Source organism: Ruegeria sp. BHSA123, from assembly GCF_059613425.1.
Genome location: NZ_JBXWSL010000007.1, coordinates 24,976 through 44,872, shown reverse-complemented (window position 1 = coordinate 44,872; position 19,897 = coordinate 24,976). Strand labels below are relative to the sequence as shown.

At 58.2% G+C, this 19,897-nt stretch carries 16 protein-coding genes; 5 read left to right on the top strand and 11 right to left on the bottom strand.

The annotated features are described in order from the left end of the window. The gene (locus tag AC2FNC_RS05625; protein WP_480553754.1) at positions 1-831 is read left to right on the top strand and encodes an aminoglycoside phosphotransferase family protein; all 831 of its coding nucleotides are present in this window, start codon (positions 1-3) and stop codon (positions 829-831) included. Here AC2FNC_RS05625 and AC2FNC_RS05620 read toward each other — a convergent pair. The 3 genes from AC2FNC_RS05620 to AC2FNC_RS05610 form a co-directional block, all read right to left on the bottom strand. Continuing rightward, positions 825-3,314, bottom strand: coding sequence for a penicillin-binding protein 1A (locus tag AC2FNC_RS05620; RefSeq protein ID WP_480493002.1), 2,490 nt, complete (start codon positions 3,312-3,314; stop codon positions 825-827). The two genes, AC2FNC_RS05625 and AC2FNC_RS05620, sit on opposite strands and share 7 nt — an antisense overlap. Positions 3,315-3,408: 94 nt before the next feature. Continuing rightward, positions 3,409-4,629 (bottom strand): N-acetylmuramoyl-L-alanine amidase, encoded by a 1,221-nt coding sequence (locus AC2FNC_RS05615; RefSeq protein ID WP_496714787.1) that lies wholly within the window; start codon positions 4,627-4,629, stop codon positions 3,409-3,411. 66 nt (positions 4,630-4,695) lie between these two features. Beyond that, positions 4,696-5,859 carry a pyridoxal phosphate-dependent aminotransferase gene (locus AC2FNC_RS05610; protein WP_480624511.1) on the bottom strand — a complete coding sequence of 388 codons (1,164 nt, stop codon included), beginning with the start codon at positions 5,857-5,859 and terminating at the stop codon, positions 4,696-4,698. Here AC2FNC_RS05610 and AC2FNC_RS05605 point away from each other — a divergent pair. Then, positions 5,858-7,240, top strand: coding sequence for a M48 family metalloprotease (locus AC2FNC_RS05605; RefSeq protein ID WP_496714786.1), 1,383 nt, complete (start codon positions 5,858-5,860; stop codon positions 7,238-7,240). The genes AC2FNC_RS05610 and AC2FNC_RS05605 overlap by 2 nt on opposite strands. Further along, a complete protein-coding gene (locus tag AC2FNC_RS05600) occupies positions 7,237-7,995 on the top strand; it encodes a DsbA family protein (protein WP_480553759.1) in 759 nt (252 codons plus the stop codon). The genes AC2FNC_RS05605 and AC2FNC_RS05600 overlap by 4 nt, the downstream gene beginning before the upstream one ends. Before the next feature lie 57 nt (positions 7,996-8,052). On the opposite strand, the gene AC2FNC_RS05595 is transcribed toward AC2FNC_RS05600, so the two are convergent. The 4 genes from AC2FNC_RS05595 to hemA all read right to left on the bottom strand — a co-directional run bounded on the left by AC2FNC_RS05595 (position 8,053) and on the right by hemA (position 12,789). Next, on the bottom strand, positions 8,053-8,871 hold the full coding sequence (locus tag AC2FNC_RS05595) for a DUF2189 domain-containing protein (RefSeq protein WP_480473337.1): 819 nt from the start codon (positions 8,869-8,871) through the stop codon (positions 8,053-8,055). A 166-nt stretch (positions 8,872-9,037) separates the two neighbouring features. After that, a complete protein-coding gene (gene ispG / locus AC2FNC_RS05590) occupies positions 9,038-10,159 on the bottom strand; it encodes a flavodoxin-dependent (E)-4-hydroxy-3-methylbut-2-enyl-diphosphate synthase (RefSeq protein ID WP_480473338.1) in 1,122 nt (373 codons plus the stop codon). Positions 10,160-10,230: 71 nt separating this feature from the next. Then, complete coding sequence (locus AC2FNC_RS05585; RefSeq protein WP_496714785.1) at positions 10,231-11,436, bottom strand: helix-turn-helix domain-containing protein; 1,206 nt, start codon at positions 11,434-11,436, stop codon at positions 10,231-10,233. Between the two features lie 129 nt (positions 11,437-11,565). Then, positions 11,566-12,789: a 5-aminolevulinate synthase gene (gene hemA, locus AC2FNC_RS05580; RefSeq protein WP_480480456.1), complete on the bottom strand. Its 1,224-nt coding sequence runs from the start codon at positions 12,787-12,789 to the stop codon at positions 11,566-11,568. Positions 12,790-13,116: 327 nt separating this feature from the next. Between hemA and AC2FNC_RS05575 the strand changes: the two genes are divergently transcribed. Beyond that, a complete protein-coding gene (locus AC2FNC_RS05575; RefSeq protein ID WP_480473343.1) occupies positions 13,117-14,502 on the top strand; it encodes a M20/M25/M40 family metallo-hydrolase in 1,386 nt (461 codons plus the stop codon). A 153-nt stretch (positions 14,503-14,655) separates the two neighbouring features. On the opposite strand, the gene lpdA is transcribed toward AC2FNC_RS05575, so the two are convergent. Next, entirely contained in the window at positions 14,656-16,050 is a 1,395-nt protein-coding gene (lpdA, locus tag AC2FNC_RS05570) for a dihydrolipoyl dehydrogenase (RefSeq protein ID WP_480517424.1), read from the bottom strand. 215 nt (positions 16,051-16,265) lie between these two features. On the opposite strand from lpdA, the gene AC2FNC_RS05565 reads away from it, so the two are divergent. Further along, positions 16,266-16,700 carry a hypothetical protein gene (locus tag AC2FNC_RS05565; protein ID WP_480517426.1) on the top strand — a complete coding sequence of 145 codons (435 nt, stop codon included), beginning with the start codon at positions 16,266-16,268 and terminating at the stop codon, positions 16,698-16,700. A 38-nt stretch (positions 16,701-16,738) separates the two neighbouring features. Here AC2FNC_RS05565 and AC2FNC_RS05560 read toward each other — a convergent pair whose 3' ends face one another. The 3 genes from AC2FNC_RS05560 to queA all read right to left on the bottom strand — a co-directional run bounded on the left by AC2FNC_RS05560 (position 16,739) and on the right by queA (position 19,859). Beyond that, a complete protein-coding gene (locus tag AC2FNC_RS05560; protein WP_480476775.1) occupies positions 16,739-17,314 on the bottom strand; it encodes a DUF924 family protein in 576 nt (191 codons plus the stop codon). Between the two features lie 109 nt (positions 17,315-17,423). Then, the gene (locus tag AC2FNC_RS05555) at positions 17,424-18,701 is read right to left on the bottom strand and encodes an MFS transporter (protein WP_480485322.1); all 1,278 of its coding nucleotides are present in this window, start codon (positions 18,699-18,701) and stop codon (positions 17,424-17,426) included. A gap of 108 nt (positions 18,702-18,809) precedes the next feature. After that, the gene (gene queA / locus AC2FNC_RS05550) at positions 18,810-19,859 is read right to left on the bottom strand and encodes a tRNA preQ1(34) S-adenosylmethionine ribosyltransferase-isomerase QueA (RefSeq protein ID WP_496714784.1); all 1,050 of its coding nucleotides are present in this window, start codon (positions 19,857-19,859) and stop codon (positions 18,810-18,812) included. Between the last annotated feature and the right edge of the window lie 38 nt (positions 19,860-19,897).

Sequence of the window (19,897 nt, the reverse complement as noted above, 5' to 3'; positions counted from 1 at the left end):
ATGCAAAACACAGTCGAAGAGTTTCTGGGCAGATGGGATTTGCACTTGCCTGAACTGGTTGCGGACACCGGCCATGCAAGAGTGTGGAAAGTACAATCCAATTGCGGCCCGGCTGCCTTGAAGCTTTATCGCAGGCAAGATCGCGGGAACGAAAAACCGGGCACCAGCTTGTTGGTCGGGTGGCGCGACAGGGGCGCTGTTCGGATTTTGGAAGAGGCACGGAGCGCCGTGCTGATGGAGTGGTTGGATGGACCATCTCTGGGGGATATCGCCCGCGCGGGCAGGCCCGAAGACGCCGTCAAGACACTTGCAGAAACAGCAGCACGTTTGCACGCAGGGGGCCCGGTCAGCGCCACTGGCATGAAACCCTTGCAAAAGGTGTTCGCCCCTTTGGCTGAATGCACCTTTGCGGCCGAGTGCCCTGCCCAACTGCGTAACGCGGTGAAGTCAGCGATTGCACTAAGTGAAGACCTGTTAGACAGCCAACCATTACCCGTACCTCTTCACGGGGACTTTCACCCAGACAATGTCATTATGACACCATCAGGACCCCGGATCATCGATGCAAAAGGTTATCTAGGCGATCCCGCTTTTGAACTGGCCAACGCGTTGCGACACCCTAAGGGAATGCCGGATCTTGTGCGCCAGCCCCTGCAAATCGAAACCTGTCTGTCGGAGTATTCCAAAGCAATGAGTGTACCACGAATACGGCTGGCTCAATGGGCTGCCGCGAAATGCGCATTGTCCATCTACTGGCGATCTGACGGCCCGATCTGCGGTGACGCAGAAGCTGATCTACTAAACCTGTTTCTGAAAGCGGCCGGTCAGTAAAGCCCGCCGGTGCTCAGGTCCCCTTGGGAAGCTTTCGGTCCAACGGTCACGGTTTCGCCCGTTGACGTCTGAACCTGAACCCCCGCGCGCTGCACTTCTTCAAACAATGGCAGATCCGATCCGATGGCAAAACCACCATCATAGACACGGTCGATGAATCCATCGACACCGTCGCGGAAGAATTCGGCCACGACATAATCACCGGTGGCATCATCTGGCAGGCGGGCCCCGCTGAAACGGTCGATCTTGATGAAATGGCCGCCTTCGGGCACTTCAAACGGACCACCGCCGTATTTCTCGACCGCTTTTTCCATGAAGCTCTGGAAAACTGGGCCGCACAACGTGCCACCATAGGCCCCACGTCCCATCGGACGCGGTCGATCATAGCCGATGTAGCAACCCGCCACGATGTTCGACGTAAAGCCGATGAACCACGCATCCTTGGAGTCGTTGGTGGTTCCGGTTTTGCCTGCTGTTGGCACCGGCAGATTCACTACGCCGGATGCTGTCCCGCGATCCACCACGCCCTTCATCATCGATGTCAGCTGATAGGCCGTGATCGCATCCATGACCTGCGCGCGATCCGTGACAAGGGTCGGCGATTCATCTGGTTCCAGCCAGGTCGAGTTACAGTCCAGACACTGACGGTCATCGTGGCGATAGATGGTTTTTCCGAACCGGTCCTGAATGCGGTCGACTAGAGTCGGTTCCACACGTTGGCCGCCATTGGCGAACATCGCATAGGCCGCGACCATCTTGTAAAGCGTGGTTTCCTCGGCCCCCAGCGAATTGGCCAAAAACGCGCCCATCCGGTCATAGACACCGAACCGTTCCGCATAGCCGGCAACAACGGGCATTGTAACTTCCTGCGCCAGACGGATGGTCATCAGGTTCCGCGACTGTTCGATCCCTGTTCGCAAAGGTGTAGGGCCGTAGAACTTGTTGGAGGAGTTCTTGGGGCGCCACAGACCCTGCGGCGTGTTCACTTCGATTGGCGCATCGACAACGATGGTCGCGGGGCTGTATCCGCTGTCCAGCGCGGCAGCATAGACAAACGGCTTGAACGACGATCCCGGCTGGCGTTGTGCCTGTGTGGCCCGGTTGAACACGGTATCCTGATACGAGAACCCGCCCTGCATCGCCAGAACACGACCCGAGTTCACATCCATCGCGACAAAGCCGCCTTGTACCTCGGGCACCTGGCGCGCCGACCATTGCCCATCTTCACCCGCAACGACAAAAATGACATCACCACGCTTGAAGTTGGCCGCAAAATCACCCTGCATCCACTTGATGTCCGCGCGCGGGATAATCCCATCGGCAGGACCTTCTTCGACACCAACGGTCAGTTGCTGGTCGGTCACGCCCAGAACCACGGCGGGATACCAACGGGTTGGCAGAATAACGTCGCGCGGAATTTCCATGGTCGCCAGCGCCTCGCGCCATTGCGCCTCATCCGCCAGTTTTTCTTCCGGGATCACGTCACCTGTTCCGCGCCATTTGCCACGGGACCGGTCGTATTTCTCGAGCGCCTCGCGCAAGGCCCGTGCGGCCTCAACCTGCATTTCCTCGTCCACCGATGCACGCACGGTGAAGCCCCCGGTAAAGAACTCGCCCTCACCAAAATCTTCGCTCAGCTGGCGGCGGATTTCGTCGGTGAAATAGTCGCGGGGCGGCAGGGCCGTACGGAAGCTTTCAAAATCTCCGTTCTGGACCGAGCGCAGAGGCAGCTCGACCTCGGCCTCATAGGTCGCCTGATCAATGTAACCGTTCTGCCGCATCTCACGTAACACGTAGTTGCGCCGGGCCAGAAGGCGTTCTTTTTCCCAAACGGGGTGGTAATCTGACGGCGCTTTGGGCATGGCAGCCAGCATGGCGGCCTCATGCGGGGCCAGTTCCTGGAGAGTCTTGTTGAAATAGGTCTGCGCAGCGGCAGTCACACCGTACGAGTTCTGGCCCAGAAAGATCTCGTTCATATAAAGTTCGAGGATCTGTTCCTTGTCCAATGTATCCTCAAGCCGAGTCGCAAGAATGATTTCCTTGATCTTACGCTCGGCCCGGCGGTCACCGGACAGCAGAAAGTTCTTCATGACCTGCTGCGTGATGGTTGATGCACCGCGTACGGTTTCGCCCTTGGTCCGCACTGCCTCGACCCCGGCGGCAATGATGCCGCGCGGGTCATAGCCCTGATGGTTGTAGAAATTCTTGTCTTCCGCCGAAATAAACGCCTGCTTCACCAGATCCGGGATTTCCTCGGATGGCGTAAACAGGCGGCGTTCCTGCGCGAATTCATCAATCAGCTTGCCTTCACCCGAATAGATCCGGCTGATCGTGGGTGGTTTGTACTGTGCCAGTGACTCGTGGCTGGGCAGGTCGCGCCCATACATCCAGAACACCGCGCCGATCACCAGCGCGGCCATGAAAATACCCAATGTCACGAGGCTGAAAATCGCCCCGAAAATCGAAAGAATGAACCGGATCACGTTACTGCCTTTTTTTCGCGGTGCTGCATATATAGTGATGCGCCACCCAAGGGTCAAAACACCGAGCGTATTCTAGCCGTTTTACGCCGCAAGGTCACTGACCAATAAGGGATTTGCGGATCACATCCTGCTGGCGCCAATCCTCAAGCCCCCGATGAATTCCCAGCGCCATTCTTGCACGCCAATCAGGATCTTTGAGGTTCTTCAGGTCTCTGGGACTGGACAGAAATCCAAGCTCGACCAGAACCGACGGGATGTCCGCCGCCTTGAGTACTGAAAAAGATGCGGTACGCAAGGGTTTGCCGTTCATCGGCCCGCCTTGTTGTGCCAGGCCGTTTGCGATGGCCTTGGCCAGCGCGCTTGTGCGTGGCATCGTTTCCTGACGGGCCATGTCCAGCAGAACATCGGTGACCTGATCATCCGCCCCGTTCAGATCGATACCGGAAATCAAATCCCCGCGGTCGTGCCGTTCCGCCAGCTTCGCACTGGCCACATCCGAGGCATCGTTGGACAGGGTATAAACCACAGCGCCATGCGCCCGCCCTTCGGACAGGGAATCAGCGTGCAGCGAAATGAACAGGTCCGCACCGGCCCGGTGCGCCAGCGCAATTCGGCGCTCCAGCGAGACGAACTGATCGTCGACCCGCGTCAGAACCACCTCGTACCCGCCTGATCTTAGAAGGATTTCGCGCAGCTCACGTGCGAAAGTCAGCATCAGGGTTTTTTCATCAATCGCGTCAGTCTCGGCCCCCGGGTCAATGCCTCCGTGGCCCGGATCCAGCATGACACGCAAGGGTCGGTCGGCACCGCGCACCGCGGCTTGAGGCACATCCGCCGGTTCCGGCAAGTCCCAGCCCGGGTTTCGCGGCGCACCTGCCGAGGCGTTGAAGGCATCGAAATCCGTCCCCTTGAGGTCGAGCGACAGCAATGCAGCACCTGAATCCTCTGCCACCGACATTTCTGCTTTCGTCACTGCCATCGGCGCCCCCAGTTCCAGCACCAGACGTGACCAACCCGGAACATATGCGCCAAACTGCACGCCGCTGATGCGATCGGATTGCAGGAAATCTTCGCGGATCAGCCCGACCCAATCCACTTCGTTGAAGTCCAGAACCATACGGTAGGGATCCTGCAAGGTGAAAATCCTGTAGGGAACGCCCTGACTGAGGGCGATGTCCACCCGAACACCGGTACGCCCGACATCCGTAATACGGCTCTGGTCAGGCTGGACACGCGCCAACGCGCTGAAATCCTGCGCAATGGCACCACCAGCCAACGCCCAGAACAGCGCAATGCTAAAGAAGATCCTGCTCATGGCCTCAAGTTTTCCCGAGATCGTTTGTCGGGCACCCTATACCACAAGCGGCGGTTTGTGAACGGTTCAGGCCCTTTCCCTGACAGCACCGCGCCGGGTCATAAACTGACGCAAACGCTCAAGCCCTTCCTGAATGTCATCCGTCGCGCGCGCATAGGAAAAACGCAATGCGGTATGGCCGCGCTGCGGGTCGAAATCCAGCCCTGGCGTCACGGCCACACCGGCCAGTTCCAGAATCTCGGCCGCAAATGTGCGGCTATCGTCGGTCAGGTCGGATACATCTGCATAAACATAAAACGCCCCGTCGGGCGGCGCTATGTTCGAAAACCCGGCCTTGGGCAGCCCGTCCAGCATCAGCGCGCGATTGCGGCGGTACACATCCAGATTGGCTTGCAACTCGTCGTCGCAATCCATCGCAGCCAGCGCTGCGACCTGGCTGGCATGAGGGGCGCAGATGAACATGTTCTGAGCAATCCGTTCGACCACGCGCACCTGATCCTCGGGCACCACCATCCAGCCTACGCGCCATCCGGTCATCGAAAAGTATTTCGAGAACGAGTTGATCACATAGCATTCATCAGTCAGCTCCAGCGCCGTCACGGCTTTGGCTTCGTATTCCAGCCCGTGGTAAATCTCATCACTGATGAACGACGCGCCCTGCCCGTGCGCCGCCTGGATCAGGGTGCTCATGGCGGCACGGTCCAGCATCGTACCGGTCGGATTTGCGGGCGAGGCAACCATCAGCCCTTTCAGGTCCATCCCCTGAATATCCGCCGCCACGGGCTGCAACCTGTTTTCCGGCGCGGTCGGCAGGTCGACCGGGACCAGCCCTAGCGCCTTCAGGATCTGGCGATAGGACGGATAGCCGGGCGCCCCGATACCGACACGGTCACCGCTGTCGAACAATGCGGTAAAGGTCAGCAGGAATCCGCCGGACGAGCCAGGTGTGATCACCACCCGCTCTGGGTTCAGATCAACATTGTACCAATCCCCGTAAAGCCGGGCGATCCGCTGCCTCAGGGCGGGCAGACCCAGGGCAACCGTATAGCCCAGCGGGCCTTGCTCCATCGCCGCTGCCAAAGCCTCGGTCGCGCCCTTTGGCGCGCCGGTTCCGGGTTGGCCGACTTCCATGTGGATCACGTGGCGACCCGCCTCTTCGGCCTTGCGTGCCGCCTCCATCACATCCATCACGATGAACGGATCGACCCCGGACCGGGTTGAGTTTCTCATGCCCATCTCCCATGTTGCAGTCATGGCTTTTGAGCGCGTATCCCGGTTGGCGTCAATCCCGGCCCTGATGGTTGCCGTTGTCGTCTGGCTGGCGGCAGCGATGCAATCGCACGCGCAGAGCCTAATCCGCGACCCTGATATCGAACATGGCCTGCGTGAACTGGCCTTTCCGGTGTTGCGGGCTGCGGGGCTGAACACGAACCGGGTTCAGATTCTGGTCGTAAACGACAACACGTTCAACGCATTCGTCATCGACTACAACGCGATTTATGTGAACTACGGGCTGATTCTGACCGTCGAAAGCCCTGAGATGTTGCAGGCTGTCATCGCCCACGAGGCCGCCCATATCTCGAATGGTCATCTGGCGCGACGGGCTGAGAACCTGAAAGCCGCGCAGCGCAACGCCAGCCTCGGCACGGCTTTGGCCCTGCTGGCTGCAGCGGCGGGTGGGGGCGAGGCCGCCATCGGGATCGCTGCTGGCACCCAAGGCGCGGCAATCCGCGGTTTTCTGGGTCACACCCGCGCGGAAGAGGCATCCGCCGACCGCAGCGCCGCAAGTTACCTGCGATGGGCCGAAATCTCACCCAGCGGGATGGTGGAGTTGCACCGAAAGTTCGCCGGTCAGGAACTGCTGAGTGTCGCCAACCAGGACCCCTATATGCGATCACACCCGACAAGCCGTGATCGTCTGCGCGCCGCCGAGGCTTTCCTGGATGAGTTTGGCGACCGAGCCGTTCCAAACCCCAATGCGGATTACTGGTTTGCGCGGGTTAAAGGCAAGCTGTCGGCCTTTCTGCGGTCGCCCAGTTGGACCTTGCGGCGCGCCGGCGAAGAACCCTACCGCGACATCCGCCTGATGCGAGAGGCTTCGGCCTATCATCAGAATCGCGATCTGTCCCGCGCTCGTGCCGCGATAGACTCGGCGCTTGCCGAGCGTCCTGATGACCCGTTCTATTACGACCTGAAAGGGCAAATCCTATTGGAAAACAGAAGGGTAAGCGAGGCTGTTAAAGCCTATGCAAGCGCTGTTGAAATGGCACCTAACAATGCGTTGATCCTTGCGGGCTATGGGCGCGCACTGTTGGCGCAAGGGGAAACAAAACAGGCATTGAATGCACTGGAACAGGCGCGTGCGCGCGACTTTCGTAATGCACGCCTGATGCAGGACCTGGGTGTGGCTTACGCGCAGGCCGGAAATAACGGCATGGCTTCGACCGTGACGGCAGAGCGCTATGCGCTGCAGGGTCGGATGGAGGATGCCGGAATTCACGCGAAACGGGCCGTGGCGCAATTGCCGGAAGGCTCTCCGGGTTGGCAAAGGGCTCAAGACGTGTTGATTGCCTCAGAACGACTCAAGAAAGATAAAAGGAAACGGAAATGATCCTCAGACATGCTGCACCTGCCCTTCTGGGGCTTTCCATGGCGGCGACCTCAGCGCAGGCGCTGGACCTGAACGCGATGAATGATGCCGAAAAGGCAGAGTTTGGCGCTCAGGTACGCGAATACCTGCTGGAAAACCCCGAAGTCATTATCGAGGCAATCAATATCCTCGAACAGCGAAACGCAGTGGCCGAAGCGGCCGCAGACAAGGAACTGGTTGCCGCCAATGCGGCCGAACTGTTCGACGATGGCTTTAGCTGGGTTGGGGGCAACCCGGATGGCGATATCACACTGGTCGAGTTTATGGATTACCGCTGCGGCTATTGCCGCCGCGCGGTGCCCGAAGTGGCAAACCTGCTGGCCAGCGATGGCAATATCCGCTTTGTGATCAAAGAACTGCCAATTCTGGGCGACGCATCTGTTTTGTCCTCTCGCTTTGCGGTGGCAACCAAGCAAGTGGCGGGCAATGACGCCTATAAACAGGTTCACGATGCGCTGATGGAATTCAGCGGCGAACCCTCAGAAGTAACTCTTCGCCGCATCTCTGACGGGCTGGGTCTGGACAGTGACGCGATCATCGCCGCGATGGACAGCGACAGCGTCACGGATGAGATCAGCCGCACCCGCGCCCTGGCGCAACGGATGCAGATTTCGGGCACGCCCTCATTCGTGTTGGGAACCGAGTTGCTGCGCGGCTATCTGCCTGCCGATCAGATGCAGCAGATTGCAGATGGCGTTCGCGCAGAACAGGGTTGATAGGTATTGGGGGCGGCACAGCTGCCCCCAGACAAAAAGGCGGACTGATCGCTGACCTCAGCCGTCTACCGGTTCCACGGCCCGTTGATAGAGATGCCACGTGGTATGGCCAAGGATCGGCAAGGTAAAGATCAAGCCCATAAACGCCGGAACCATCGACAATAACATTGTGACCGAGATGATCGCTGCCCAGCCGAGCATGACCACAGGGCTTTCCGAGACGACGCGTAAAGACGTCAACATGGCTGAAACGAAATTTGTTTCCCGGTCCAGAAGCATGGGCATGGCGACGACAGTGACCGAAAACAAGACAGCCGACAGAAACGCCCCGACACAGGTGCCGATTGCTAGGAATGTCCAGCCCTGCGGGGTGAACAAGATGATGTTCAAGAATCCGTCAAAATCCGAAAAGGATGAATTCTGCAGGATGATCGCAAGCCAAAGCCGGACCTGGTAAACCCAAACCCAGAAAATGAACAGCGTAACAAAGGCCATCCAGCCCATTTCGCGCTTGCGTTGATCGGCCATGACTGTGAGGATTTCATACCAGCCAAATTTCTCTCCCTTCTGTAACCGCCGGGACATCTCATAAAGTCCTGCAGCGGCGAAAGGCGCGACCAGAGGAAACCCGACAATCGCTGGGATGATCATCCAGATCTTGCCAAGCCAGACCAAGCTCCAGACCATCAGGATGCCGAAAGCCGCATAGAAAAACCCGAAGAAACCGCTCATGAAGGGGCGCGCCAGAAAATCGGAGAACCCAGCTTTTAGCGACGCCTTTATATCATCCGAAGTAACCCGATTGACCTTGGGCATGGCCTGCTGGTGTGGCGTCAGGTTCTCAGGTGGCGTAGGGCCTGCGGTCTTGGATGTCATGACACACTCCTCCCAAAGCATGGGTCCGCGCTGTTCTGTTTACCGACTGAACCGGCGGCGAAACAGGCATCGTTCGGTCACGAAACAAGTTTGCAACAGCTCAGGCATCAGGGCAAGGGATGAGTAAGGTCGCTATGTCTGCCTTACCGACACAGCCGACCCCACACTACTCCGCCGCTTCCGCAGCCGCGTCCAGTTCCGCGGCTTTCTTTTCGACCTGCTCCACGATGTGGTCGATCATCTGATCGTTGGACATCTTATGGCTGGCCTTGCCCGCCAGATAGACCATCCCGGATCCTGCCCCGCCACCGGTAAACCCGACATCGGTCATCAGCGCCTCGCCCGGTCCGTTGACCACGCAGCCGATGATTGACAGGCTCATCGGTGTCTTGATGTGTTCCAGACGACGTTCCAGCGCCTCGACGGTCTTGATAACGTCAAACCCCTGCCGCGCGCAGGACGGGCATGAGATGATGTTGACGCCACGGTGGCGCAGACCAAGGGATTTGAGGATTTCAAAGCCGACCTTCACCTCTTCCACCGGATCGGCAGACAGGCTGACGCGGATCGTGTCGCCGATCCCCATCCACAGCAGGTTGCCCAACCCGATGGCGGATTTGATGGTGCCGGACACCAGTCCGCCCGCCTCGGTGATACCCAGATGGATGGGCGCATCAGTGGCTTCGGCTATGCCCTGATACGCGGCGGCGGACAGGAATACGTCGCTGGCCTTCACACTGATCTTGAACTCGTGAAAATCATTGTCCTGAAGGATGCGGATATGTTCCAACCCGCTTTCGACCATCGCCTCGGGGCACGGTTCGCCATATTTCTCAAGCAGGTGCTTTTCCAGGCTGCCTGCATTTACGCCGATGCGGATCGAGCAATTGTGGTCGCGCGCGGCCTGAATGACTTCTTTCACCCGACTTTCATCGCCGATGTTGCCGGGATTGATACGCAGACAGGCAGCGCCTGCCTCGGCCGCTTCGATACCACGGCGATAGTGAAAATGGATGTCCGCAACGATGGGCACCGGGCTTTCGCGCACGATTTCTTTCAATGCCTTAGCCGACGCCTCATCTGGGACTGAAACGCGCACGATATCCGCGCCAGCCTCGGCTGCGGCCTGAACTTGCGCCACCGTTGCCGCCACATCGGTGGTCAGGGTGTTGGTCATGGTCTGAACGGCGATCGGGGCATCCCCCCCGACGGGAACGTTACCGACCATGATTTGACGGGATTTACGACGATATATGTCACGCCAGGGGCGCACGTGATTAAGGGACATAAGGACGGATCCGCGTCTGCCTGAGTTGCGACTGTAGATAGTCCGGCAAAGGGGTTACCGCAATGGCAAGATCACTCGGCGGGCGCTTCTGTCGCCTCGGTTTGCAGTTCAGCCACCAATTGCTTGAGAGCGCTGTTCTGTTCCGCCTCAAGATCGGCAACGGCATAAACTTCAGACACCGCGTCTTTCGAAAGGATCACCCCTTTGGCAACCGTGCCGGGTGCCCCTGCCGGGCCATAGTGCTCGCCGTTCATTGAGAAATAAACCGATCCCGACGCCCCTGCCCGCAACAGCGGTGGTTCTTCCGTTAGCGGAACCTCAAAGACACTGCCTTGCTCGACCGTTCCAAGGGTCCCTTCGAAAATAACACTGCCATCCGCCGCCGTCACCCGCATCCAAGAAGGATCGACAGCAACGATTTTCAGCATGGTATCAATCTGTTCCACGACCTGCGGCAAGGATGGTCGTTCAACCGTGTGCACTTCGGCGACTTCGAACTGCGGCAGGCTTGGCGGGCGGAAGGTTCCGACATCGCGTGGATCAAGGGTCGAAATCGGCGCATCGCGGGCAACCAGAACCGGAACATCCAAGGCCTGCGGACGATAGAGGCGGTCCAGTGCCTCGGTGTTCGCCGCAGCAACCGCATCATCGACAACGCCGTCGCGCACGGCATCCAGCGGATCAAGGTCGGAAAGCACCACAGGCGCTTGTTCAACCGGGCTGACCTGTACCTGCTGGATCTTGTTCAGAACCGCCCACCCGCCATAGCCGATGCCACCAATAACCGCCAAAAGTACCAGCGACGATCCGATGGCGCGCGGTTCAATCTGACTGACCAGAGATTCCTTGCCCGGAATATACGGCGTATTGGGCGAGATGAAGGGATCGCGCCCCATTGGCCCACGCGCCGGAAGCGCGCCGGTCGGCTTTCGCACCACCGAAGCCTCGGCCGACATGCCATGCGCGACCGAAAAACCGCTTTCCGCGCAGAAAGTCGAGAAGGTTTCATCCGGGTTCATCCCCAGATAACGCGCGTAAGAACGCACATACCCGGCGATAAAGCCGGGCGTGTCAAAGGCATCAGGATCTGCGTTTTCGATGGCAGCAATGTAGTTGGCTTTGATCCTCAGCTCGCGCTGAACATCCAACAGGGATTTGCCCATGGTTGCGCGTTCGCCGCGCATCTTGTCACCAAGGCGTACCTCGTAGTCGTCAAACCCTTTCGGTCTGACATCTACATCCTCATCAGATTCGCGCTGTGATCTGCGCCCAATCATTCCTGCTGCCCCATTCTGCCTGTCGCGCGTTTCGCGTTAGCGGCGAATCATCCCCAAAACGATTCGTCCGCCGATTTTGTTAGCGTAAGCTTAACACGCGGCAAATACGTTGCACACTTTGGCGTGAGGTTAACCGGCAAGTTCGGCGCGATTTAGCGCACAATGTGACCAAAGTTCGTCCATCGCCTGTACCAGACGGTTCATTTCGTCAGGCCCATGCACCGGAGAAGGGGTAAAGCGCAGACGCTCGGTTCCGCGCGGAACGGTCGGGAAATTGATCGGTTGCACATAAATGCCGTAATCATCCAACAGCATATCGCTGAGCTTCTTGGTATGGACCGGGTTTCCAACGATCACGGGCACGATATGGCTTCCGTGGTCGATCAGCGGTAACCCCATCCCCTTCAACCGCAGCTTGAGGATTTTGGCCTGCGTCTGATGCTGCTCACGCAGTTCAGGTGCAGTTTTCAGGTAGGCAACCGATGCAGCAGCCCCGGCCGCAACCGCAGGTGGCAGGGACGTGGTAAAGATAAAGCCCGGCGCATATGACCGCACGGCGTCGCACATCTTGGCGCTGGCCGCGATATAGCCGCCCATCACGCCATAGGCTTTTGCCAGCGTGCCATTGATGATGTCGATCCGGTGGGCAAGGTTATCGCGCTCGGTCACACCGCCGCCGCGCGAGCCATACATGCCTACCGCGTGCACTTCGTCGATATAAGTCAGTGCGCCGAACTCATCTGCCAGATCGCAGATCTCTTCGATCGGACCAAAATCGCCGTCCATAGAATAAACCGACTCGAATACGATCAACTTGGGTGCGGCCGGATCGTCCGCTTCAAGCAGCTCGCGCAGATGCGCCACATCGTTGTGCCGGAAGATGCGCTTGGCCCCGCCATTCCGGCGCACGCCTTCGATCATCGAGGCATGGTTCAGCGCGTCAGAGTAGATGATCAGGCCCGGGAACAGTTTGGGCAGCGTGCTGAGCGTTGCGTCATTGGCGATATAGGCGCTGGTAAAAAGCAGCGCGGCTTCCTTGCCGTGAAGATCGGCCAGTTCAGCCTCAAGCCTTTTATGATAAACCGTGGTGCCCGAGATATTGCGCGTACCGCCTGAACCTGCACCGGCTGCATCAACAGCTTCGTGCATTGCATTCAGAACGACCGGGTTTTGCCCCATGCCCAGATAATCGTTGCCGCACCATACGGTGATGTTCTGCTGTGACCCGTCCGGACGTGTGCGCACCGCATGGGGAAAATACCCATTGCGACGTTCGATATCGATGAAGGTCCGGTAACGACCTTCATCATGCAGCCTGGCAATCGCTGAATCGAGCTGAGCAGTATAGTCCAAAGGACCCTCCTTGAACGCCCGTATCCGGTTTCCCATTGGGCGATATTTTCGCCACCTCCCACAGCTTACCCTGTTTCGGTGGCTTTGTGTTCCCTTATTCAGCTGGTTACAGCCGAAAAGGTGAACCCAACTTTGATTTGCATCAAATATAAGTTTGCACCCCATCCGACAAGTAAAGTTACGGCCATCGAACGCGTGGAAACGACGCAGGTCCCGCCTCCCTACCCAAAGCTTACACCGCCGGGCCGCAATTCGTGTCAACAACTCTGGACGGCGCCGACAACGCTGCTAGGGTTCGCGGGAACAAAAAACAGGCAGGAGCCCCCCATGTCGCTAGACGCCGTGTTGAACCGGATTGACGAAGATCTGCAAACCTCGATCGACCGCCTGATGGAACTGCTGCGCATCCCGTCGATCTCGACTGACCCCGCATACAAGGCCGAGGTTAGCCGCGCCGCGGACTGGCTGGTCGCCGATCTGAACAGCATCGGGATTGCGGCAGAGAAACGGGAAACACCGGGCCACCCGATGGTTGTTGGCCACGTGGGTGAGGACGCGACTGCGCCGCATTTCCTGTTTTATGGCCACTACGATGTGCAGCCGGTCGATCCGTTGAACCTGTGGAACCGGGATCCATTCGATCCCGCCATTGAGGACACCGAAACCGGACCGGTCATCCGCGGACGCGGAGCGTCAGACGACAAAGGCCAGCTAATGACTTTTGTCGAAGCCTGCCGCGCCTGGAAGGCCGTACACGGATCCTTGCCCTGCCGCATCACTTTCTTTTTCGAGGGCGAAGAAGAATCAGGCTCGCCCTCACTGGTTCCTTTCCTCAAGGAAAATGCCGCCGAACTCAAAGCGGATCTGGCGCTGGTCTGCGATACATCCATGGTATCACGCGGCGTTCCGTCGATTGCGGCGCAGTTGAGGGGCATGCTGAAGGACGAGTTTACCATTGTGGGGCCGCGCATCGACCTGCATTCCGGCCACTATGGCGGCCCGGGCCTGAATCCGCTGCGCGAACTGTCGAAAATCGTGACCTCTTTTTATGACGACGAAACCGGGCGGATCGCTGTCGACGGGTTCTACGAAGGCGTGCATGAAGTACCCGAAGACCAGTTGCGCCAATGGCAGAATTGCGGCTTCGACGAAGCGGATTATCTGAATTCGGTCGGCTACACCCAGCCGCATGGCGAAAAGGGTTACTCCACCTTGGAGCAACAATGGGCACGACCAACGCTCGAAGTGAACGGGCTGTGGGGTGGTTATAACGGTGCGGGCTCCAAAACCGTTATTCCGTCCAAGGCCCATTGCAAAATCACCTGCCGTCTTGTTGGTGACATGGACCCGGACGCGCTGCGCGCCAAAATCCGCAAACATGTCGAGGATCAGCTATCCCCGGACGCCAAAGTGGTCTGGGATAACGATATGGAAGGGTCTCCCGCTTCGGTCATGAATATCACCCGCCCCGAATTCGAAGCCGCGCGCGGCGCATTGTCGGATGAATGGGACCGCGAGGCAGTGTTCACTGGAATGGGGGGATCAATCCCTGTTGTCGGCTATTTCAACACCGTTCTGGGGCTCGACTCGATGCTGGTTGGCTATGCAAACGAAGATGATGCCATCCATTCGCCGAACGAGAAATATGACGTGAAAAGCTTCCACAAGGGCATCCGGTCATGGGCGCGCATTCTGGATGCTTTGAACAAATAGGTCTTATGCGAGGCTCTGCCTCGCGCTCCGGGATATTTGCAGCCAGATGAATAAAGGATCCCTGCTTCATCTGGCCTAAAATATCCCGGGGGAGGCGCGCGGCACGCGCGGCGGGGGCAGAGCCCCCAACCCTGACGGGGAACTACGCCGTTCTTACATATGGATCACGCGACCATAGGCATCCAGCACACTTTCGTGCATCATCTCTGACAGTGTCGGGTGCGGGAAGACGGTGTTCATCAGGTCTTCTTCCGTTGTCTCCAGCTGGCGACCGACCACGTAACCCTGAATCAGTTCGGTAACTTCGGCACCGATCATGTGGGCGCCCAGCAACTCGCCTGTTTTCGCATCAAACACGGTTTTGATCAGCCCGTCCGGCTCACCCAAGGCTATGGCCTTGCCATTGCCGATAAAGGGAAAGCGGCCGACTTTGATGTCGTAACCCAGCTCTTTGGCCTTTGCTTCGGTATATCCAACCGAGGCAACCTGAGGCTGGCAATAGGTGCATCCCGCGATGCTTTCGGGTTTGACCGGGTGCGCATGTTGACCCGCGATGAGGTCCGCGACCATGACACCCTCGTGGCTTGCTTTATGTGCAAGCCAGGGCGCGCCTGCGATGTCACCGATCGCATAAAGGCCCTCAACGCCGGTGCGGCAATACTCGTCCGTAACCACATGTGTCCGGTCGATCTTGACGCCCAGAGCTTCCAGACCAAGGTTTTCGATATTGCCAACGATCCCGACAGCCGAGATCACTGTGTCGAACTCTTGTTTCTCGACCTTGCCCTTTACCTCGATATGCGCGGTCACTTTCCCCTTGCCACGGTCCAGCTGCTTGACCATGGCTTTTTCCATGATGGTCATGCCCTGTTTGGTGAACGCCTTCTTGGCCAATGCGCTGATTTCGGCGTCTTCGACCGGCAACACCCGGTCCATCACCTCGACAACTGTGGTGTCTGCGCCCAGCGTATTGTAGAAGCTGGCAAACTCGATGCCGATCGCACCAGACCCGATGACGAGCAGTTTTTTCGGCATCCGCGGCGGTTGCAGTGCGTGCTTGTACGTCCAGACCAGATCGCCGTCAGCTTCAAGGCCCGGCAGTTCCCGCGCCCGTGCCCCGGTTGCGAGAATGATGTTCTTGGCGGTCAGTTCCTCGGTGCCTTTGTCGGTCTTGACGCTGACCTTGCCCTTTGCAGGGATCGTGGCCTGCCCCATTACAACGGCAACCTTGTTCTTCTTCAGCAGATGGCCAATGCCTCCTGACAGCTGCGCGGCCACGCCACGGGATCGTTTGACCACCGCGTCCAGATCATATCCGATCTTTTCGGCTTTCAGACCGAAATCCTTGGCGCGCTCCATCAGATGGAACACTTCGGACGACCGCAACAGCGCCTTGGTCGGAATACAGCCCCAGTTCAGGCAGATCCCCCCCAAATGCTCGCGCTCGACCACTGCGGTTTTCAGGCCCAGCTGGGCTGCGCGGATTGCAGCGACATAGCCGCCGGGGCCAGCCCCGATTACGATCAGATCATAGGATTGTGCAGCCATGTGTTCCTCTCGGCGCAGGAGTTGAAAATTTAGTTTACCATTAAACTATTATTCGGAACGCATCAACACACCGTTCCCGCGACAAATAGGACGCAGGGTAAGCGATGCCTGAACTTGCGGATTTCAGCCTATACCCCGGGCCATGCAATGGCTAGAAAAGAAACGCCGACACCGGTCGGACCTATTCTTTTCTCAACCCATTCAAGGGGCTGACCATGGCCAAAACTCTGAAAGATCTGCTGCTTGCCCTGCTCAATGCCACATTGATACTTGTTGCGCTGTGCCTGTTTCTGGGCTGGAAACTGGCGTCCAAAGCCGAAAACATCACTGCTGAAGTCTCGCAAACGGTTCAGGCCTTGGCCCCCATCCGGGATGAGGCGAAGGGCATTCGGGACGAGCTTGCGGCGTTGCGGACTGATTTGGCGGCGCTTTCACAGCAAGACACGTTTGCAGACAGCCAAGCCGCGCAAAACCTCCGGGCAACGCTGGGGCGCCTGAATGCAGCAGAACAGAAGCTGCAAACGGTTCAGGAGCGGATTTCGGAACTGGCTGACACGCCAGAAATGCTGATTGCGCAGGCGATCCAAACCGGCGCCGATATCGCAGCGGAACGCGTTTTGGCATTGCGGGGATGCACACCTGAGTCATAAAGCGCAGCCGTGACCAAAGAGCGGTTGCGGCTTCGCGTTCAGCCCGTAGCTTGTAGTTCGCGCACGGTCGTGCCGTACCCGCCCATATCGACATAGGCAGTTTCATGCGGAGTCGAGCTGCGGGACAGCGCCGCGTTCCGATACGGGAAACGACCGAACTTGCGGATCACCTCGCGATGCGCTCTGGCGTGCAGCAGGTTGCTTGCGTCGCTGCTCATGTTTTGGCAGATCAGACGCACACAGCGTTCCTGATCGCACAGGTTTTCCGAGTGCATCATCGGCAGGTAAAAGAACTGTCTGGCTGGTTCGTCGATCTTCTTGTCCCAGCCTTTGTCGACTGCGCATTTCGCCGCCGCCAATGCCGCACGATCGGTCGAGAAGGCACGCGCCTCACCTCGGAACATGTTACGCGGGAACTGATCTGTCAGGATGATATAGGCCAGCGCCCCGCTGGGATAAGTCAGCCAGAGCGAAAACCGACCCGCTGCCGCTGCTTCCCAAGTTGACTGAAACCGCGCCCGAATGTCTGCGTCCAGCGCCTCATTTTCAATATACCAGCCCTTAGGGCCAACTTCATCTAACCAAAAACTCAATACTTCTTCAGGCGTTACCATTGCCTCAAACTCCGTCAATTGCCCGCGCCCCAGACGTAACGTCATTTAAGTCCCTTTTACAGAACTGTTACAGTAACATATTGCAACACAACCGACATAATTTCGTGTCTCAAGCGGTTTCGCGCGCACCTTCTTCGAACTCTGCTTCTGCCGCCTCTATGGCAACTTCCTGTGCAACCTCGAATGCAACGGGCGATGCAGTGGGATAAAGCGTCGACATGGTGCCGGTTTCATCAACAGGAACTGCTGCACGCTGGGTCATCCGGTAGACCGAATAGGCGGCCAATGCGACAAGCAACACGGCAATGATCAGGAAAAAGCCCGGCGGGCCAAAGACTGCGTCACCCATCAGCCAGCCTGTGATAACGGGTCCGGTAATTGCCCCAAGGCCGTTGATGAAGATCAGACCACCGGATGCCGCGGCCATATCCTCGTATTCCAGAAAATCGTTGGTGTGCGCAATCAGCAATGAATACAAAGGGTTGGTCATTCCGCCGATCACAAAAGCAGACGCCAGGAGGATTTCGAAGGAAAAGCCATAAAGCATACCACTGACGGCGCCAACTGCTCCGGTTGCCGCGACCAACAGGATCAGGAAACGCCTGTCCATCCGGTCGGAAAACCAGCCCAGCGGGTATTGCAGGACAATTGCCCCAACATAGAACGCCGCCACAAATGCCGAGATCTCAACCAAGGACAGACCGGCCTGGGCCCCGTAAACCGCAGACATCCCGAATTGCGCCGAGAACACGCCGCCTAGCAGGAACATGCCGACACACCCCAGCGGAGAGCTTTTCATCAATTCCCGCAACGTCATCGGCTTGGTAGTATCGAATGCCGGCGTTGGCGAAATTGACAGCAAAATCGGTGCGAAAGATACCGAAACAAGGATCGAGGCGATCACGAATGTTTCGTATCCGGCAGGGTCGCCCAACAGGAAAAGGCCCTGCGCGCCGATGATACCCAACATCTGAACGATCATGTAAAGCGACAGGGCCTGACCGCGGTTTTCATTATTGGCTGCGTTGTTGAGCCAGCTTTCCGCAGTGACGTAAACGCCCGAAAAACAGAACCCGATCACTACGCGTCCCAGAACCCAGGCAATCGGGTCTGCCAGCATCGGATACATGATCATCACGGCAGAAATGAAAGACGCCAGCGCCGCGAAGACCCGCACATGACCAACACGCCGGATCATCTCGGGCGCAAGCCGTGAACCACCCAGAAAACCAACAAAATATGCTGACATTACAAAAGACATCTCAAGGGTCGAAAACCCCTCGAGTTGTCCGCGAACACCCAGGATCGTGCCCTGAAGGCCGTTTCCGACCATCAGCAACCCCATGCCGAGCAACAATGCCCATGCGCTGGACAGAACCTGAATCATTTGGGCCTCCGATAGGTGCCAAGCTGGTTTGAGTTTTGTTCTGCGATCAAAGACCGCTTCCATCGCGCTTGTCTACGACATTCCCTGTCGGTGATGCCGTATGCGCGCCTATCCGGGGATCAAAAGCGACGCATCGCCATAAGAAAAGAACCGGTATTTCTGCGCGATGGCATGGGCGTAAACCTCGCGCATCCGGTCCTGACCCATCAACGCCGAAACCAGCATCAACAACGTGGATTTCGGCAGATGAAAATTTGTCATCAGCGCATCGGTCACGTGAAACCGGAAACCGGGATAGATGAAGATATCGGTGTCACCTTCCCACGGTTCGATCGTGCCCGAACGCGCAGCACTTTCGATCAGGCGCAAGGCGGTGGTGCCCACCGGGATGACACGCCCGCCCGCAGCTTTTGTCGCCTGTATCTCGGCAACAGCCTCGGCGCTGACCTGCCCCCATTCGGCGTGCATCTTGTGGGTTGTCACATCCTCGACCTTGACCGGCAGGAAGGTTCCGGCGCCAACATGCAGGGTCACATGTGTGACGGCGACACCCCGTTTCGACAAAGCCTGCATCAGGGCATCGTCAAAATGCAACGAGGCGGTCGGGGCTGCCACCGCACCGGACCTGCGGGCCCAGATGGTCTGATAATCCGTCTTGTCCTGCTCGTCCGCCGGACGTTTGGCGGCGATATAGGGCGGCAGCGGCATCGCACCGGCCTGATCCAGCGCCTTGTCGAAATCCTGACCACTGAGATTGAAGCGCAAGTAGGCCTGCCCGTCTTCCACCCGATCCAGCGTCGCGCTCAGATCGGCCGAAAACACGATCTCTTCCCCCGGCTTCACTTTCTTCAATGGCTTGATCAGCGCAGACCAGGTGCCATCGGCCTGCGGGTCCAGCAGAGTGGCCTCGACCCCGGCGGAAACCGGGCCTTGCGCGCTGCTTCTGTGGCGCCGCCCGTTCAGGCGCGCCGGGATAACGCGCGTGTCGTTCAGCACCAGCCGGTCGCCCGGCCGCAGGAAATCGGGCAGGTCGAACACGTGGCTGTCCACTGTGGCACCCCCCCGCACCACAAGAAGGCGCGCAGAGGATCGCGGGCTGGCAGGCCGCGTGGCAATCAGGTCGTCGGGCAGGTCGAAATCAAAATCGCTGAGCTTCATGACCGCGCCTTACAACCCCGCAAAAGATTCGGCCATAT

Excerpts from the sequence above, each read along its gene's own strand:
- AC2FNC_RS05595 (WP_480473337.1), bottom strand. The coding sequence starts at position 8,871 with ATGACATCCAAGACCGCAGGCCCTACGCCACCTGAGAACCTGACGCCA.
- AC2FNC_RS05615 (WP_496714787.1), bottom strand. The coding sequence starts at position 4,629 with ATGAGCAGGATCTTCTTTAGCATTGCGCTGTTCTGGGCGTTGGCTGGT.
- ispG (WP_480473338.1), bottom strand. The coding sequence starts at position 10,159 with ATGTCCCTTAATCACGTGCGCCCCTGGCGTGACATATATCGTCGTAAA.
- AC2FNC_RS05560 (WP_480476775.1), bottom strand. The coding sequence starts at position 17,314 with ATGGTAACGCCTGAAGAAGTATTGAGTTTTTGGTTAGATGAAGTTGGC.
- lpdA (WP_480517424.1), bottom strand. The coding sequence starts at position 16,050 with ATGGCTGCACAATCCTATGATCTGATCGTAATCGGGGCTGGCCCCGGC.
- AC2FNC_RS05610 (WP_480624511.1), bottom strand. The coding sequence starts at position 5,859 with ATGAGAAACTCAACCCGGTCCGGGGTCGATCCGTTCATCGTGATGGAT.
- AC2FNC_RS05565 (WP_480517426.1), top strand. The coding sequence starts at position 16,266 with ATGGCCAAAACTCTGAAAGATCTGCTGCTTGCCCTGCTCAATGCCACA.
- AC2FNC_RS05575 (WP_480473343.1), top strand. The coding sequence starts at position 13,117 with ATGTCGCTAGACGCCGTGTTGAACCGGATTGACGAAGATCTGCAAACC.
- queA (WP_496714784.1), bottom strand. The coding sequence starts at position 19,859 with ATGAAGCTCAGCGATTTTGATTTCGACCTGCCCGACGACCTGATTGCC.
- AC2FNC_RS05600 (WP_480553759.1), top strand. The coding sequence starts at position 7,237 with ATGATCCTCAGACATGCTGCACCTGCCCTTCTGGGGCTTTCCATGGCG.
- AC2FNC_RS05625 (WP_480553754.1), top strand. The coding sequence starts at position 1 with ATGCAAAACACAGTCGAAGAGTTTCTGGGCAGATGGGATTTGCACTTG.
- AC2FNC_RS05555 (WP_480485322.1), bottom strand. The coding sequence starts at position 18,701 with ATGATTCAGGTTCTGTCCAGCGCATGGGCATTGTTGCTCGGCATGGGG.
- AC2FNC_RS05585 (WP_496714785.1), bottom strand. The coding sequence starts at position 11,436 with ATGATTGGGCGCAGATCACAGCGCGAATCTGATGAGGATGTAGATGTC.
- AC2FNC_RS05605 (WP_496714786.1), top strand. The coding sequence starts at position 5,858 with ATGCCCATCTCCCATGTTGCAGTCATGGCTTTTGAGCGCGTATCCCGG.